General features: G+C 67.9%; 16 protein-coding genes and 1 pseudogene. 9 read left to right on the top strand and 8 right to left on the bottom strand.

Annotated elements, in window-relative coordinates; all coding sequences use genetic code 11:
- Nucleotides 1-34: 34 nt before the first annotated feature.
- Nucleotides 35-1,135 carry a DUF5694 domain-containing protein gene (locus OR37_RS19150; RefSeq protein WP_004624047.1) on the bottom strand — a complete coding sequence of 367 codons (1,101 nt, stop codon included), beginning with the start codon at nt 1,133-1,135 and terminating at the stop codon, nt 35-37.
- A 354-nt stretch (nt 1,136-1,489) separates the two neighbouring features.
- Here OR37_RS19150 and OR37_RS19145 point away from each other — a divergent pair, with 354 nt between their 5' ends.
- Nucleotides 1,490-1,801, top strand: coding sequence for an EthD family reductase (locus tag OR37_RS19145; protein WP_004624044.1), 312 nt, complete (start codon nt 1,490-1,492; stop codon nt 1,799-1,801).
- Here OR37_RS19145 and pseC read toward each other — a convergent pair whose 3' ends face one another.
- Nucleotides 1,802-2,959: a UDP-4-amino-4,6-dideoxy-N-acetyl-beta-L-altrosamine transaminase gene (gene pseC, locus OR37_RS19140; protein ID WP_004624042.1), complete on the bottom strand. Its 1,158-nt coding sequence runs from the start codon at nt 2,957-2,959 to the stop codon at nt 1,802-1,804.
- A complete protein-coding gene (gene pseB / locus OR37_RS19135) occupies nt 2,956-3,996 on the bottom strand; it encodes a UDP-N-acetylglucosamine 4,6-dehydratase (inverting) (RefSeq protein ID WP_004624040.1) in 1,041 nt (346 codons plus the stop codon). The genes pseC and pseB overlap by 4 nt, the downstream gene beginning before the upstream one ends.
- A 119-nt stretch (nt 3,997-4,115) precedes the next feature.
- Here pseB and OR37_RS19130 point away from each other — a divergent pair, with 119 nt between their 5' ends.
- Nucleotides 4,116-4,541: a hypothetical protein gene (locus OR37_RS19130; protein ID WP_004624038.1), complete on the top strand. Its 426-nt coding sequence runs from the start codon at nt 4,116-4,118 to the stop codon at nt 4,539-4,541.
- Nucleotides 4,542-4,654: 113 nt separating this feature from the next.
- On the opposite strand, the gene tadA is transcribed toward OR37_RS19130, so the two are convergent.
- Nucleotides 4,655-5,137, bottom strand: a complete 483-nt coding sequence (gene tadA / locus OR37_RS19125) for a tRNA adenosine(34) deaminase TadA (protein ID WP_081613000.1) — start codon at nt 5,135-5,137, stop codon at nt 4,655-4,657.
- 50 nt (nt 5,138-5,187) lie between these two features.
- Between tadA and OR37_RS19120 the strand changes: the two genes are divergently transcribed.
- Nucleotides 5,188-6,441, top strand: a complete 1,254-nt coding sequence (locus OR37_RS19120; RefSeq protein ID WP_004624032.1) for a pseudouridine synthase — start codon at nt 5,188-5,190, stop codon at nt 6,439-6,441.
- Here the strand turns inward: OR37_RS19120 and OR37_RS19115 are convergent.
- Nucleotides 6,438-7,400, bottom strand: a complete 963-nt coding sequence (locus tag OR37_RS19115) for a CPBP family intramembrane glutamic endopeptidase (protein ID WP_235046606.1) — start codon at nt 7,398-7,400, stop codon at nt 6,438-6,440. The two genes, OR37_RS19120 and OR37_RS19115, sit on opposite strands and share 4 nt — an antisense overlap.
- A gap of 129 nt (nt 7,401-7,529) precedes the next feature.
- Here OR37_RS19115 and OR37_RS19110 point away from each other — a divergent pair, with 129 nt between their 5' ends.
- Together OR37_RS19110 and rsmD are read left to right on the top strand one after the other, a co-directional pair.
- Nucleotides 7,530-8,156 carry a TMEM175 family protein gene (locus OR37_RS19110; RefSeq protein ID WP_004624028.1) on the top strand — a complete coding sequence of 209 codons (627 nt, stop codon included), beginning with the start codon at nt 7,530-7,532 and terminating at the stop codon, nt 8,154-8,156.
- Nucleotides 8,156-8,722, top strand: coding sequence for a 16S rRNA (guanine(966)-N(2))-methyltransferase RsmD (gene rsmD, locus OR37_RS19105; protein WP_004624027.1), 567 nt, complete (start codon nt 8,156-8,158; stop codon nt 8,720-8,722). The genes OR37_RS19110 and rsmD overlap by 1 nt, the downstream gene beginning before the upstream one ends.
- A 1-nt stretch (nt 8,723) precedes the next feature.
- On the opposite strand, the gene OR37_RS19100 is transcribed toward rsmD, so the two are convergent.
- From OR37_RS19100 to OR37_RS21360, 3 genes and pseudogenes are all read right to left on the bottom strand, one after another.
- Nucleotides 8,724-8,999, bottom strand: coding sequence for a YjhX family toxin (locus OR37_RS19100; RefSeq protein ID WP_035017736.1), 276 nt, complete (start codon nt 8,997-8,999; stop codon nt 8,724-8,726).
- A 222-nt stretch (nt 9,000-9,221) separates the two neighbouring features.
- Nucleotides 9,222-9,998, bottom strand: coding sequence for a hypothetical protein (locus OR37_RS19095; RefSeq protein ID WP_004624022.1), 777 nt, complete (start codon nt 9,996-9,998; stop codon nt 9,222-9,224).
- 123 nt (nt 9,999-10,121) lie between these two features.
- Nucleotides 10,122-10,385: pseudogene (locus OR37_RS21360) on the bottom strand (hypothetical protein).
- A gap of 23 nt (nt 10,386-10,408) precedes the next feature.
- On the opposite strand from OR37_RS21360, the gene rpsL reads away from it, so the two are divergent.
- The 4 genes from rpsL to OR37_RS19075 all read left to right on the top strand — a co-directional run.
- Nucleotides 10,409-10,780 carry a 30S ribosomal protein S12 gene (gene rpsL / locus OR37_RS19090; RefSeq protein ID WP_004624021.1) on the top strand — a complete coding sequence of 124 codons (372 nt, stop codon included), beginning with the start codon at nt 10,409-10,411 and terminating at the stop codon, nt 10,778-10,780.
- 12 nt (nt 10,781-10,792) lie between these two features.
- Nucleotides 10,793-11,266: a 30S ribosomal protein S7 gene (gene rpsG / locus OR37_RS19085; protein WP_004624018.1), complete on the top strand. Its 474-nt coding sequence runs from the start codon at nt 10,793-10,795 to the stop codon at nt 11,264-11,266.
- Nucleotides 11,267-11,382: 116 nt separating this feature from the next.
- Nucleotides 11,383-13,461: an elongation factor G gene (fusA, locus tag OR37_RS19080; RefSeq protein WP_004624014.1), complete on the top strand. Its 2,079-nt coding sequence runs from the start codon at nt 11,383-11,385 to the stop codon at nt 13,459-13,461.
- 134 nt (nt 13,462-13,595) lie between these two features.
- A partial coding sequence (locus OR37_RS19075) for an elongation factor Tu (RefSeq protein ID WP_004624013.1) occupies nt 13,596-14,321 on the top strand: 726 nt, incomplete at its 3' end.

Below are 14,321 nucleotides of genomic sequence, written 5' to 3'. Positions count from 1 at the left end.
CGTCGCCGTTCAAGCCGTCAACGGCCGCCTCGCCTCACCGCAGCACGACGTCCGCGCCGGTCAGGCGGACGTCGTGCATCTGGTTCAGATAGGCTTCGTAGTAGCCCTTGTGCGACGCGCCGACGATGGCCAGCATCCGCGTGCCAGGATGCTGACCCAGCACGTCGCGGATGTTGGAGACCATGCGCAGGTTGCGGGTCTCCCAGTAGCCGACATATTGCCGTCCGAAGCCCTGGGGCGAGGGCTCGGCCAGCGCGGCGCCGAAATCGCTTTCATAGACGAGGCGCTGGGCCTTCGGACCATTGTAGGCGCGATACAGTCGCAGCAGGCCCTCGGCGCTGGTCAGTCCCTGGCTCAGCCGGTCGTTCTCGGCCTGCTGGGCGCGCGAGGCGGGATTGTTCCAGGCGCCGGTGATCGCGGCCTCCGCCGCCTTCTGCTCGGCGGGATCGGGGCTGTCGGGCGTGTCGGCGGAGTGATCGTCGACGGACCACAGGCGCTCCAGGCCCAGCCGCGCGGCCAGGACGGCCGCGACCTGGTCGCTCTCGTTGCGACGGACCCTGAGCTTTTCCAGCGCCGCGACCAGCTCGTCGTTCAGGCCGTCGCCGACGGTGCGTTCGGCCGGCGGCAGCCGCAGCCATTGGACCAGGGCCGAGCCCCGCTCGCCCGCGGCCATGAACACCGCGGCCAGGCGCCGGCGCTGGGCGCCCGTCGGCGCGGCGGGCCAGGCGGCCAGCAGCCGCTCGGCCTCGGCGTTGGCGGCGGGAACGTCGAGCCCCACCGCGCGCTCGGCCGCCATGGTGTCTGGGCAATACATCTTCACGGTCTGGGCGTAGCGGGCCGGGTTACGCCGCAGGGCGTCGCATTGCAGGCCCGACAGGTCCTCGGTCGCGATGGCGGTGGGCGCCCAGGCGGCCAGCCGGTCCAGAAGCGGCGACAGCAGCGCCAGGTCGACGCTCTTGGGCAGGCCCGACAGGTGCGGCGTGCCCAGCACCAGCACGGTGTTGGGCGCGCCGTGGGGCGGGCCCTTCAAGCTCTCCGGATGGAAGGTCGGTCTATACTCGCCCGCTTGGGCCACGCCGATCACGGCGCTGGATGCGATCAGGGCCGCGACGAGCGCGCGAACGGTGCGAAACATGGATCCCCTCGAATGGCTTCGAGCGTGAGAGTATCCGAGCGGCGCCATTGGAGGCGCATGAACAAAATTTAAGCCTGTCCAGGCTAGCCCACGGGGCCGCTCGACCCAGGATCGCGCCCTCTGGCGAGCGACGGTTGGGAAGCGTTCCAGGAAATGGGGGCGAGCCCCTTTGACTCTTCCCCGGCGGCGCCGGGTAAGGTTGTCGCGCGCGGCCGTTCGGGTCGCCTAGAGCATTTTCCGATAAGTGTGAAACGGTTATCGGATCGAAAAATGCTCTAAACCTTTGATTTCGAGCTCTTTTTATCCGATCTGATTGGATCAATCAGATCGGAAAGGGCTCTAGGGAAGATCGCCATGGCTGTTTTGACCGTCCTCTATCCCGCCGCCGAAGGCGCGAAGTTCGACCAGGCCTATTACGACGCCACCCACATCCCGCTGGTGAAGGAGGCCTTCACGCCCACGGGTCTCACCGGGGTCCAGGTCTTGAAGGGCGTGTCGGGCGGCGGCGACGCGCCGGCGCCGTATGTCGTGATCGTCAATCTCACCTTCCGCGACGTGGAAGCGCTGCAAGCCTCCTTGGCGGGACCGCGCGCGCCCGAGGTCATGGGCGACGTGCCCCGGTTCACCGACATCACGCCGATCCTTCAGATCAGTCTCGCGAGCTGATCAGCCCAGGATCGCGGCCAGGGCGTCGACCACGCGGTCGACGTCCCCGTCGGCCATGGTCGGATAGAGGGGCAGGGTCAGGCAGCGCCGGTACCAGGCGTCCGCGCCGGGCAGGTCGGCGACGCCTTGGCGCTGGGCGTAGTAGGGCTGGCGGTGCACCGGGATATAGTGAACCTGCGTCCCGATTCCGCTGGCCTTCAGGCTGTCGACCACCGTGCGGCGCGACAGGCCCTCGGCCTCGAAATCGATCAGCACGGTCAAGAGGTGCAGGGCCGGGTTCGAGTGCGCCGGGCTGGCGGCCAGCCGAACGCGCGGCGCGCGCTCGGCCAGCCTGCGGGCGTAGAGCCCGGTCAGCGCGCGACGGCGGGCGACGAAGCGGTCCAGCTTCTTCAACTGAGACAGGCCCAGGGCGCACAGGACGTCGGGGATGCGATAGTTGAAGCCCAGTTCCGGCATCTCGTACCACCACGGATCGCCGCCTGGCTGGCGAACCATGCCGTGCGAGCGCAGCAGGCGGGCGCGAGCGGCCAGGTCGGGGTCGTTGGTGGTCAGCATCCCGCCCTCGCCGGTGGCCAGGGTCTTGACCGGATGGAACGAGAAGCTGGCGAAGCTGGAATAGGCCCCGTCGCCGACCGGGTGGGCGACGCCGTCGAAGGTCCCGACCGAGCCCAGGGCGTGGGGCGCGTCCTCGACCAGGGTCGCGCCGGAAGCGCTGGCCATGGCCTTCAGCGCCGGCAGGTCGCAGACGTCGCCGCGCAGATGGACGGGCAGCACCGCCTTCACCCGCTTGCCGCGGATGCCATTCAGAGCCCGGCCGAGCGTGTCGGGGGTCATCAGGCCGCTGTCGGCATCGACGTCGGCGAACACCACCTCGGCGCCGACATAGCGGGCGCAGTTGGCGGTGGCCAGGAAGGTGATCGAGGGGACGACGCAGACATCGCCCTCGCCGACGCCCAGCGCCATCATCGCCAGGTGCAGGGTGGCGGTGCCGTTCGAGACGGCGACGGCGCGGCGGGCGCCGACCTTGGCGGCGAAGGCCGTCTCGAAGGCCTCGACGGTCGGTCCCGTGGTCAGGAAGTCGCCGCGCAGGGCTTCCGCCACGGCGGCGACGTCGTCGTCCTCGATCGTCTGCCGGCCGTAGGGGAGAAAGCCGGTCATCGCGCGGACTTCTCCTCCAGCATGGCCAGGAGGCCCTCGGGCGACAGCCAGTCGTGGTTGTTGTCGCTGCTGTAGGAAAAGTCCTCGGCGACCGGCCTGGCGCCGTCCGACGCCGCGTAGGGGGCGCGGCCGAACTCGGCGAAGTTGGGCTCGATGGCGAAGCGGTCCTCGAACTCGACGGTCGAGCGCGCGTCGTCGGCGCTGATCATGATCTCGTGCAGCTTCTCGCCGGGCCGGATGCCGATGACCTTCATCCGGGCGTCCGGCGACATGGCCTTGACCAGGTCGGGCATGGCCATGGACGGGATCTTCGGCACGAAGATCTCGCCGCCGCGCATCAGGGTCAGCGACGACAGCACGAAGTCGACGCCCTCGTTCAGGGTGATCCAGAAGCGGGTCATGCGCGGGTCGGTGACCGGCAGCTCGGTCGCGCCCTGGGCCAGCAGCCGGCGATACAGCGGCACCACGCTGCCGCGCGAGCCGACCACATTGCCGTAGCGCACCACGCAGAAGCGCGTGCCGATGTCGCCCGACAGGTTGTTGGCCGCCACGAAGGTCTTGTCCGAGGCCAGCTTGGTCGCGCCGTAGAGGTTGGTCGGGTTGCAGGCCTTGTCGGTCGACAGGGCCACCACCTGCTTAACGGCGTTGTTCAGGCTGGCCCAGACCACGTTCTCGGCGCCCAGCACGTTGGTGTGGATGCATTCCGACGGATTGTACTCGGCGGCCGGCACCTGCTTGAGGGCGGCGGCGTGGATGACGATGTCGACGCCGCGCAGGGCCAGGGTCAGGCGCTCGCGATCGCGGACATCGCCCAGGAAGAAGCGCATCTTGGCGTAGGTCTTCGGATCGAACTGCTCGCGCAGCTCGATCTGCATGTCGCTCTGCTTCAATTCGTCGCGGGAGTAGACGATGACCTTTCGCGGGTTATAGCGGCTCAGGACGGTCTCGATGAACCGCCGCCCGAAGGAGCCGGTGCCGCCGGTGACCAGGATCACCTTGCCGTCCAGATCGAGGGATTGGGGTGAAAAACGGCCCAAGGTCTGCCTCCTCGCGACGCACGCCGGCCTAAGGGCGCGGCGGCGAATCTTGGTTAACGCGTCTTGATGCGCCCGCAGGCGTAAAGAGGACGTCAACCACGTCGCGCTACCAAGGCCGCATGCGCCGCTCTCGCCGCCTCCTGACGCTCGCCCTGACCGCCGTCCTGGCCGGCGGTTCCGTCCTGACGCCCGCCGCCGCCCTGGCCGGAGAAAAGAAGGAAGAGAAGGGGGACAAGAAGGCCACGACCTTCCTGGCGCTCGATCCGATCAACGCCATCGTCATGCGCCGCGACGGCCGCCGGGGCGTCATGACCCTGGAGACGGGGCTGGAAGTCAAGGATCCGGAGTTGATGAAGCGCGCCCAGGCCTCGGTCCCGCGTTTGCGCGCGGCCTTCGCCCAGGTGCTGATGATCTACGCCGCCGGCCTGCGCGGCGGGGCGCCGCCGGACATCGACTATATCAGCCGCGAGCTGCAGAAGACCGCCGACCAGGTGCTGGGCAAGCCCGGCTCGAAGATCATGCTGGGCTCGGCCCTGATCAGCTAAGCATCGCGCGGAAAAGTGGACGCCGGTTTTCCGCGAAAGCGATGCGGAAAACAGGAGAGCATCGCGCGGAAAAGTGGACGCCGGTTTTCCGTCAAAGCGATGCGAAGACCGGTTCAGGTCTTTTTTCGACGGGCGCGGAAGAAGCCGCGCAGCAGTTCGGCGCTTTCGTCGGCCAGCACGCCGCCGGTCACCTCCGGCCGCCAGTGGCAGGTGGGCTGGGCGAAGAACCGGGGGCCATGCACGACCGCGCCGCCCTTGGGGTCCTCGGCCCCGAACACCACCCGACCGATCCGCGCGTGGCTGATCGCGCCGGCGCACATGGCGCAGGGCTCAAGCGTCACCACCAGGGTCAGATCGGTCAGCCGGTAGTTCTTGAGCCGGGTCGCCGCCGCGCGCAGGGCGGCGATCTCGGCGTGGGCCGTGGGATCGTGGGCCCCGATCGGACCGTTGCCGGCCGTGGCGATCACCTCGCCGGTCCTCGGGTCCAGGATCACCGCCCCGACCGGCGTCTCGCCCGCCGCCGCCGCCGCGCGGGCGGCGTCGAGCGCCAAGCGCATCATCGCCTCATCTTGATCCTCGCCCTGATCGGTGCGCATTAGCTGAAAGCCCATCGAGAGATGCGCCCAGCCTTAGAAGGACGCCGAAAATGACCAAACCTCACGATCCCCTGTACGAGCCTCACCTCGACGGTCAAGACGGCGAGCTGGACGGCGGCCCGGGCGAGCGGGTGGCCAAGGCGCTGGCGCGGGCCGGGGTGGCGTCGCGCCGCGAGGTCGAGCGGCTGATCGAGGCCGGCCGCGTGGCGATCAACGGCAAGGTGCTGACCACCCCGGCGGTCAAGGTCGCGCCCGGAGACTTTCTCACCGTCGACGGCCAGCTGGTGGCCGAGCGCGAGCCGACGCGGATCTTCCGCTACCACAAGCCGACCGGCCTGATGACCACCCACAGCGATCCCAAGGGCCGGCCGACGGTGTTCCAGTCGCTGCCCAAGGACTTGCCCCGGCTGATCTCGGTCGGGCGTCTCGACCTGAACTCCGAGGGCCTGCTGCTGCTGACCAATGACGGCGAGCTGTCGCGCGCGCTGGAGACGCCCAGCAACGCCTGGGTCCGCCGCTACCGCGCTCGCGCCTTTGGCGACACGACGCAGGCCAAGCTCGACACGCTGAAGGACGGCGTGACCCTCGAGGGCGTCAAGTACGGCGCCGTCGACGCCAAGCTGGACAAGGCGCACGACCGGGCCGGCGGCGGCAAGAACGTCTGGATCACGGTCAGCCTGTCGGAAGGCAAGAACCGCGAGGTCCGCAAGGTGCTGGAGTCGATCGGCCTGAAGGTCAATCGCCTGATCCGCCTGTCCTACGGTCCTTTCGCCCTCGGAACCCTGGCGGCCGGTCAGATCGAGGAGGTCGGCCCTCGGGTGATCCGCGAGCTTCTGGAAGGCGTCGTGCCGCCCGAGAACATGCCGACCGGCGACCGGCCGAAGTTCGGCGGCGTCGCCAACGCCGCCAAGGCGCCAGGCACGGAAGGCGGCGGCGACGTCCAGCGCCGGGGCGCCCCGCGCGCCGACCGGGCGGTGGTCCCCGACGCGCCGGAAAAGCCGGAAAAGCCCGCCTACAAGGAAGGCTGGGCGCGGCCCAAGAAAAAGACCTCGCCGCACGGCCCGGCCAAGGGCGCGGCGAAGGCCAAGCGTCCCGCCAAGTCGATCGAGACCAAGTTCATCGACGACAAGAAGCCCGTCGCGCGCGGCAAGCCCTCGGCCCGTTCCGGCGCGAAGCCCGCCGAGGGCGCGGCGCGTCGTCTCTCGGAGAAGCCGGGCAGGCCAGCGGGCGCTCGTCCGGGTCCGCGACCCGCGCGCGACCCGGCGCCTCGCGGACCGGCGCCGCGGGGTCCAGCCAAGCGTTAGGCGGTCGCCGGCGTCGCGCGGGTCCAGCGGCGCAAGGCCGGCCAGCGGACGGCCAGCTCGCCGACGCCGATGAAACCGGCCAGCACGACCAGGGCGCTGGCGATCAGCCCGGCCTTGAACTCGTGCGGCGCGTCAGGGCGCGTCGTCATCGGCCGCAGCAGCAGCAGGATCACGGCGTTGTTAGCGGCGTGGGCGCCGATGCCCAGCTCGATGCCGCCCAGGCGCAGGGCCATCCAGGTCAGGCCCGCGCCCATGGCCGCGCGGATCAGGAAGGCGTCGAGATTGGGGTCCAGGTGGACGGCGGCGAACAGCAGGCCGTTCAGAATCATCAGCACGACCGGGTCGCGCGCATAGGCGGCGCTCTGCTTCAGCAGCCAGCCTCGGAACACCAGCTCCTCGGCGGCGGCGGCCAGGATCAGCAGGCCGATCGCCAGGGCGGCGTAGAAGGCGCGGCCGACCAGGTTCGGCGACATCTTCAGCAGCGGCGGATCGATCGTCTGGCCCATCAGGCTGGAGACGCCGACGGCCGTGCTCATCACCGTCCCGACCAGCAGCAGTCCGCCCAGCATCAGCCGCCAGCGGATCGGCTCGCCGTCGTTGACATAGTCGATGATCTTGCGGTGGTGGATCGCGCCGGCCGCGGCGACGAAGCCGACGGCCGCTCCCAGATTGACGCCGACCAGGGCCGACAGGATGAACAGCGACTGCCGCGCCGTCGGCTCGGTCAGGTTCGGGTCGGACAGCACCTTGAACAGGTCGGACGCCGCCGGCGCGCCATCCAGGCCGCTGACGATCAGCAGGACGATCAGCGCCGCCGACACCGCGCCCAGCAGAGCGCCCACGGCCCCGGCCAGCACGCCGACCGGCACGGCGAAGACGCTTCGCCACGGATCGCGGTCGAAGGGCGACAGGTCGGACAGAAAGCGCGAGCGCTTCGCCGCCTCCATGATCTCGCCCATGCCCATCGTGCGTTCGCCTCTTCCCTTCGCCCCGACTAAGAGGGGGCGACCGCGATCTTGTAAAGCACCCGCTTGCCGCGAGGCGACGGGGACGGCACACATCCCGTTACGCGATGTAAGGGGCCAAGCATGAGTGACACGAATTCGGGCGACGCCAGCCCCGGCCATCTGCACCGGCTGGTGCTTTTCTCGGACGCCGTCTTCGCGATCGCGATCACCCTGCTGGCCATCGAGATCCATCCGCCGCATCACTGGCGCGGGATCGCCGATCTCTTCGTCCAGATGGGGCCCAAGCTGACCGCCTATGCCGTGTCGTTCGCGGTGGTGGGGGTCTGCTGGTTCAGCCACCGACGGGTGTTCTCCCGTCTGGCGCGGGCCAATGGCGGCTTGGACGTCTTCAATCTGCTGGTGCTGGGCCTGATCGCCCTGCTGCCGATGGTCACCGAGCTTCTCTGGGAGAAGCACGACGGCGAAGCCGTGCTGGTCTATGTCGGCCACGTGGCGCTCATCGGTCTGGCGATGGGGCTGGTCTGGGCCTACGCGGCCTTCGTCGGCAAGCTGACCGAGCCGATGCCGGTCACCGAGGCCGTGTTCGTGCTGTTGCGGGTGGCGCTGCTGCCCGGCCTGATGTGCGGCCTGACGATCTTCAGCTTGGTCAAGCCGTGGGGCTGGGCTCTGATGGCGGCGCTGGTGATCGGCCTCAACCTGGTCGGCCGTCGCCTGACGCCCCGGCCCGCCAAGGAAACGGCCGCCTGATGCGAATCGTCTCGGGCCAGCACAAGGGCAAGGCCATCGTCGCCCCGCCGGGCGAGGCCACCCGCCCCACCTCCGACCGCGCCCGCCAGGCCGTGTTCAACATCCTGGAGCACGCCGCCTGGGCGCCGGACCTGCATGGCGCGCGGGTCATCGACGTCTTCGCCGGCTCGGGCGCCCTGGGGCTGGAAGCCCTGTCGCGCGGCGCGGCCTTCTGTCTGTTCGTCGAGACGGACGACGCCGCGCGCGGCGCGATCCGCGAGAACATCGACGCCATGCACCTGTTCGGCGTCACGCGCGTCCATCGCCGCGACGCCACGGACCTGGGGCCCCGTCCGGCCAGCGCCGGCGCGCCGTTCGACATCGCCTTTCTCGACCCGCCCTACGCCAAGGGCCTGGGCGAGAAGGCCGTCGCCGAGATGCGCGCCGGCGGCTGGCTGGCCCCCGGCGCGATCCTGATGTTCGAGCGCGGCCGGGGCGAGGTCGACCCGGTTCTCGAAGGCTTCGAGCAGATCGACGCGCGCGACTATGGCGCCGCGCGCGTCCTGTTCTTCAAGGCGACGACCTGACCTACCAGGCCTTGGCGCCCACGCGGTTATCGAGCTGGGCGCGAAGATTGCCGAGCCCCAACCGGGTGATCCGGTAGGGGCCGCCGTCCCGGCTGGCGATCAGTTTCTTGCGCTTCAGGGCCTGGAAGACCGCGACCGTGCCATCGGTCAGGGCCCAACCGTCGCGGGTGTAGCAATCGGCCGAGACGACGCGGCCTTTCTCGTCGCGTTCCAGTTCGATGCGGCCGCCCTGGGCCAGGGCGTGCAGCACGCGTTGCTGCGGTTTTGAGATGTTCAAGGGATTGTCCGAGAGATCGAGGCAAGCGATCACGCGTCCGCCGAGCGAACGCGCGGGCGGATGACGGGCCTAAACGCCCTCGGACGAATTCGGCGAACCGAGGTCCGGAGCCTGTTAGGCCCGCGCCTCGCGCACAATCTCTGACATGAACCACACGGAATTGAACCGAGCGTCCAGACTGGCGCGAGCGCGGCGAAAGCTCAAGCCCCGCCGTCGGCCCGGTCAGGGGCGCTGTCCGGCCTTCTTCTGGAGTTCGAGGAACTTCCGCGCCCGGTCGTCGGCGTCGTGCTCCCGGCGGATCTGATCGACGACGTCCCGGCGCTCGCGGCCCAGGCCGTCCTGCTGCGCGCCGAGGACGAAGGGGATCTCCTTCATCGTGCCGGGGCCCTCGCGACTACGGTGGTCGACGCCCGGTCCCATCGAGCCTTCCTTGTAGCGGCGATAGGCCTCCTGGGCGGCGGCTTGGGCGTCGAAGCCCTGGCGCTTGGCCGCGTCCATCGCCTGTAACGGCTCGCCCTTGGCCTTGGCCGCGCCGAAGCGCTCGTCGCACCGCTCGCGCTCGCGCCGGTTCAGGCCGACGGCGTCGGCGCTGACGCAGCCGGTCGAACTCCGCAGCGCCGAGCGCAGATCGCCGCCGCCGGCCTCGGCGGGCAGGGGCGCGGGGTGCGTCGCGCTTCCCGGCTTGGCGAGGCCCGAGGCGGGGACGCTCAGGGTCGGGACGCCGGCGGGAACGGGGCGCGCGGGCGGGCGCGCCTGGAACTGGGGCAGCGGCGAGGACGGGGCGGTCGCGGCGCGCGCGGGCCTGGCCTCGACGTCCTTGGGCCGGGGCCGGATCAGGTCGATGGTCACCGTGGACAGGTCTTCGGCGGCCATGCGCTCGACCAGCGGCGGAACTGGCAGGGCCAGCCAGGCCAGCAACGCCCCATGCAGCAGCAGCGAGCCAGCGAGAATCGTCGCCCGCCGTCGCCTGTCTCCGCTCCGCATGACGCTCGACGCCACCCGCCCTCCTTGCCCCGCCTTCCGCTGACTCCCACATGGCGTGGAGGCGCGGGAAGACAAGCGCCCGATCCCAGCGTGACGCTATACAGCCTCTGGTGGCGAAATCAGGCTCCGAATGGGGCCTTAAGGCGGCGTTAACCGACGCGGGAACAGGCGGTTGACGTTTGGCGGCTTCGCGAGTACATACCGCGCTCTTTTTCGAGGCGCGCGTTCGCGTGCGTCCTGATGAGCGTGCGTTCCCGACGGACTTTTCGGCCAAGGGAACTTGAACCCGCCGGTGTGCTTCCCGCGCCCCGGCGAGTTTCGTGTTTATCGGGTCTCCAAGCGGAGCCTTGAACCAAGAACAACAAAGACAAGGACCTGAAGCGCCTCGGCCGAAAGGCACACGCTTCCATCAGAGCAGAGACTTAATGCCTACCATTAACCAGCTCATCCGTAAGCCGCGCTCTCCGAAGCCGGTGCGGAACAAGGTGCCGGCCCTGAAGGGCTGCCCGCAACGTCGCGGCGTTTGCACCCGCGTTTACACCACGACCCCGAAGAAGCCGAACTCGGCTCTCCGTAAGGTCGCCAAGGTCCGTCTGACCACCGGCATCGAAGCCGTGTGCTACATCCCGGGCGAAGGTCACAACCTGCAGGAGCACTCGGTGGTGCTCATCCGCGGCGGCCGCGTCAAGGACTTGCCCGGCGTCCGTTATCACATCCTGCGCGGCGTCCTCGACACCCAAGGGGTCAAGGATCGTAAGCAGCGTCGTTCGCTCTACGGCGCCAAGCGTCCGAAGTAAGGAAGAAGAAGAATGTCCCGTCGCCGTCGCGCCGAGAAGCGCCAGGTTCTGCCGGATCCGAAGTTCGGGGACCTGGTTGTCACGAAGTTCATGAACTACGTGATGTACGAAGGTAAGAAAGCCGTCGCCGAAAACATCATCTACGGCGCTTTCGATATCCTGGAAGCCAAGCGCAAGGACCAAGGTCCGCTCGAAACCTTCCATTCCGCCCTGGACAACGTCGCTCCGGCGATCGAAGTCCGTTCGCGCCGCGTCGGCGGCGCCACGTACCAAGTGCCGGTTGAAGTCCGTCCGGACCGTCGCCGCGCCCTGGCCATCCGTTGGCTGGTGACCGCCGCTCGCAAGCGTGGCGAAAACACCATGACCGAAAAGCTGGCCGGTGAGCTGCTCGACGCCTCGAACAACCGCGGCACCGCCGTGAAGAAGCGCGAAGACACCCACAAGATGGCGGAAGCCAACCGGGCGTTCTCGCACTATCGCTGGTAAGCTTTTCGCTTCCAGCACTCTTTCAGGCGCGGGCGGTTTGAGATAAACCGCCCGCGCCGCACGTTTAATCCCGGTCGTGTCCGTCCTGGGCCGTCCCGTTTCGCAGAGCGATCGCTATGCCCCGCACGCATAAAATCGAAGACTACCGCAACTTCGGCATCATGGCGCACATCGACGCCGGTAAGACGACGACGACCGAGCGGATCCTGTATTACACCGGTAAGTCCCACAAGATCGGCGAAGTCCACGACGGCGCCGCGACCATGGACTGGATGGAGCAGGAGCAAGAGCGCGGCATCACGATCACGTCGGCCGCGACGACCGCTTTCTGGCAAGAAAAGCGCCTGAACATCATCGACACCCCCGGGCACGTCGACTTCACCATCGAAGTCGAGCGCTCGCTGCGCGTCCTCGACGGCGCCGTGACGGTGCTGGACGGCAACGCCGGCGTCGAGCCGCAGACCGAAACCGTCTGGCGTCAGGCCGACAAGTACAAGGTTCCGCGGATCGTGTTCGTCAACAAGATGGACAAGATCGGCGCCGACTTCGACAAGTCGGTCGAGTCGATCCGCGACCGCCTGGGCGCGAAGGCCGTGCCGATCCAATTCCCGATCGGCGCCGAGTCGAACCTGAAGGGTCTGGTGGACCTGGTCCGCATGAAGGCCGTGATCTGGGACAATGACGGCCTGGGCGCGTCTTACCGCGACGAGGAGATCCCGGCCGACCTGATGGACAAGGCCGTGGAAGCCCGCGCCTACCTGGTCGAGAACGCCGTCGAACTCGACGACGAGGCTATGGAAGCCTATCTGGGCGGCGAAGAGCCCTCGATCGAGACGATCAAGAAGTGCATCCGTAAGGCCGTGCTGACCGGCGCCTTCTATCCGATCCTCTGCGGCTCGGCCTTCAAGAACAAGGGCGTCCAGCCCCTGCTCGACGCCGTCGTCGACTACCTGCCGTCGCCGGTGGACATCCCGCCGACCAAGGGCATCGACTTCAAGACCGAAGAAGAAATCACCCGCAAGGCCTCGGACGACGAACCGCTGTCGGTTCTGGCGTTCAAGATCATGGACGACCCCTTCGTCGGTTCGCTGACCTTCTGCCGCATCTATTCGGGCAAGATGGAAACCGGCATGAGCCTGCTGAACTCGACGCGCGACAAGCGCGAGCGGGTCGGCCGCATGCTGCTGATGCACTCGAACAACCGCGAAGACATCAAGGAAGCCTACGCCGGCGACATCGTCGCCCTGGCTGGCCTGAAGGAAACCCGCACGGGCGACACCCTGTGCGATCCGCTGAAGTCGCCGGTCATCCTGGAGCGCATGGAGTTCCCGGCCCCGGTTATCGAAATCGCCGTCGAGCCGAAGTCGAAGGCCGACCAGGAAAAGCTGGGCGTCGCCCTGCAGAAGCTGGCCGCCGAAGACCCGTCCTTCACCGTCTCGACCGACTTCGAGTCGGGCCAGACGATCCTGAAGGGCATGGGCGAACTGCACCTCGACATCAAGATCGACATCCTGAAGCGCACCTACAAGGTCGAGGCCAACATCGGCGCGCCGCAGGTGGCCTATCGTGAATCGCTGGGCCGCAAGGTCGACATCGACTACACGCACAAGAAGCAGACCGGTGGTACGGGCCAGTTCGCCCGCGTCATGATCACCTTCGAACCGGGCGAGCCGGGTTCGGGCTTCGTGTTCGAAAGCGCGATCGTCGGCGGCGCCGTGCCGAAGGAATACATCCCCGGCGTCCAGAAGGGCCTGGAATCGGTCAAGGACAGCGGCCTGCTGGCCGGCTTCCCGCTGATCGACTTCAAGGCGACCCTGACGGACGGCAAGTTCCACGACGTCGACTCGTCGGTCCTGGCCTTCGAAATCGCCGCCCGCGCCGCCTTCAAGGAGCTGCGCGAAAAGGGCGCTCCGAAGCTGCTCGAGCCGATCATGAAGGTCGAGGTCGTGACGCCGGAAGAATATCTGGGTTCGGTCATCGGCGACCTGAACAGCCGCCGCGGCATGATCCAGGGTCAAGACATGCGCGGCAACGCGACGGTCGTGAACGCCTATGTCCCGCTGGCCAACATGTTCGGCTACGTGAACACCCTGCGGGGCATGTCGCAAGGCCGCGCTCAGTTCAGCATGGTCTACGACCACTACGATCCGGTGCCGCAACACGTCGCCGACGAAGTGATCAAGAAGTACGCCTAAGCTTTCCCTCTCGGAAAAGCCTAGACGCAGGATTGAAAGGGGTTCAAAGGAGCCCCTTTCGCCAAACCCCAGAAGTTCAATCAATCTGAAGGCCCCCCCATCTTGAAGGGTTCTGGGGTCCTGGAGCTAAGAAGATGGCCAAGGAAAAGTTCGAACGCACTAAGCCGCACTGCAACATCGGCACCATCGGTCACGTTGACCATGGCAAGACCACGCTGACGGCCGCGATCACGATCGTGCTGGCGAAGACGGGCGGCGCGACCGCCAAGAACTACGCCGACATCGACGCCGCGCCGGAAGAAAAGGCCCGCGGCATCACGATCAACACCGCCCACGTCGAGTATGAGACGCAAAACCGTCACTACGCTCACGTCGACTGCCCCGGCCACGCCGACTACGTGAAGAACATGATCACCGGCGCCGCCCAGATGGACGGCGCGATCCTGGTCGTGTCGGCCGCCGACGGCCCGATGCCGCAGACCCGCGAGCACATCCTGCTGGCCCGTCAGGTCGGCGTGCCGGCCCTGGTCGTGTTCATGAACAAGGTCGACATGGTCGACGACGAAGAGCTGCTCGAGCTCGTCGAAATGGAAGTTCGTGAGCTGCTGTCGTCGTACCAGTTCCCGGGCGATGACATCCCGATCACCAAGGGTTCGGCCCTGGCCGCCGTCGAAGGCCGCGACCCGGCCATCGGCGAAGACCGCATCCTCGAGCTGATGACCTCGGTCGACACCTACATCCCGCAGCCGGAACGTCCGGTCGACCTGCCGTTCCTGATGCCGGTCGAAGACGTGTTCTCGATCTCGGGCCGCGGCACCGTGGTCACCGGTCGCGTCGAGCGCGGCATCGTGAAGGTCGGC

The organism is Caulobacter vibrioides OR37 (assembly GCF_000372645.1).
GTDB lineage: Bacteria > Pseudomonadota > Alphaproteobacteria > Caulobacterales > Caulobacteraceae > Caulobacter > Caulobacter vibrioides_E.
The sequence above is the reverse complement of the archived record's forward strand: the minus strand, read 5'-3'. Positions and strand labels throughout refer to the sequence as shown.

Coding starts and splice junctions, on each gene's coding strand:
- OR37_RS19150 (WP_004624047.1), bottom strand. CDS start 1,135: ATGTTTCGCACCGTTCGCGCGCTCGTCGCGGCCCTGATCGCATCCAGC.
- OR37_RS19145 (WP_004624044.1), top strand. CDS start 1,490: ATGGCTGTTTTGACCGTCCTCTATCCCGCCGCCGAAGGCGCGAAGTTC.
- pseC (WP_004624042.1), bottom strand. CDS start 2,959: ATGACCGGCTTTCTCCCCTACGGCCGGCAGACGATCGAGGACGACGAC.
- OR37_RS19130 (WP_004624038.1), top strand. CDS start 4,116: ATGCGCCGCTCTCGCCGCCTCCTGACGCTCGCCCTGACCGCCGTCCTG.
- tadA (WP_081613000.1), bottom strand. CDS start 5,137: ATGCGCACCGATCAGGGCGAGGATCAAGATGAGGCGATGATGCGCTTG.
- OR37_RS19120 (WP_004624032.1), top strand. CDS start 5,188: ATGACCAAACCTCACGATCCCCTGTACGAGCCTCACCTCGACGGTCAA.
- OR37_RS19115 (WP_235046606.1), bottom strand. CDS start 7,400: ATGGGCGAGATCATGGAGGCGGCGAAGCGCTCGCGCTTTCTGTCCGAC.
- OR37_RS19110 (WP_004624028.1), top strand. CDS start 7,530: ATGAGTGACACGAATTCGGGCGACGCCAGCCCCGGCCATCTGCACCGG.
- rsmD (WP_004624027.1), top strand. CDS start 8,156: ATGCGAATCGTCTCGGGCCAGCACAAGGGCAAGGCCATCGTCGCCCCG.
- rpsL (WP_004624021.1), top strand. CDS start 10,409: ATGCCTACCATTAACCAGCTCATCCGTAAGCCGCGCTCTCCGAAGCCG.
- rpsG (WP_004624018.1), top strand. CDS start 10,793: ATGTCCCGTCGCCGTCGCGCCGAGAAGCGCCAGGTTCTGCCGGATCCG.
- fusA (WP_004624014.1), top strand. CDS start 11,383: ATGCCCCGCACGCATAAAATCGAAGACTACCGCAACTTCGGCATCATG.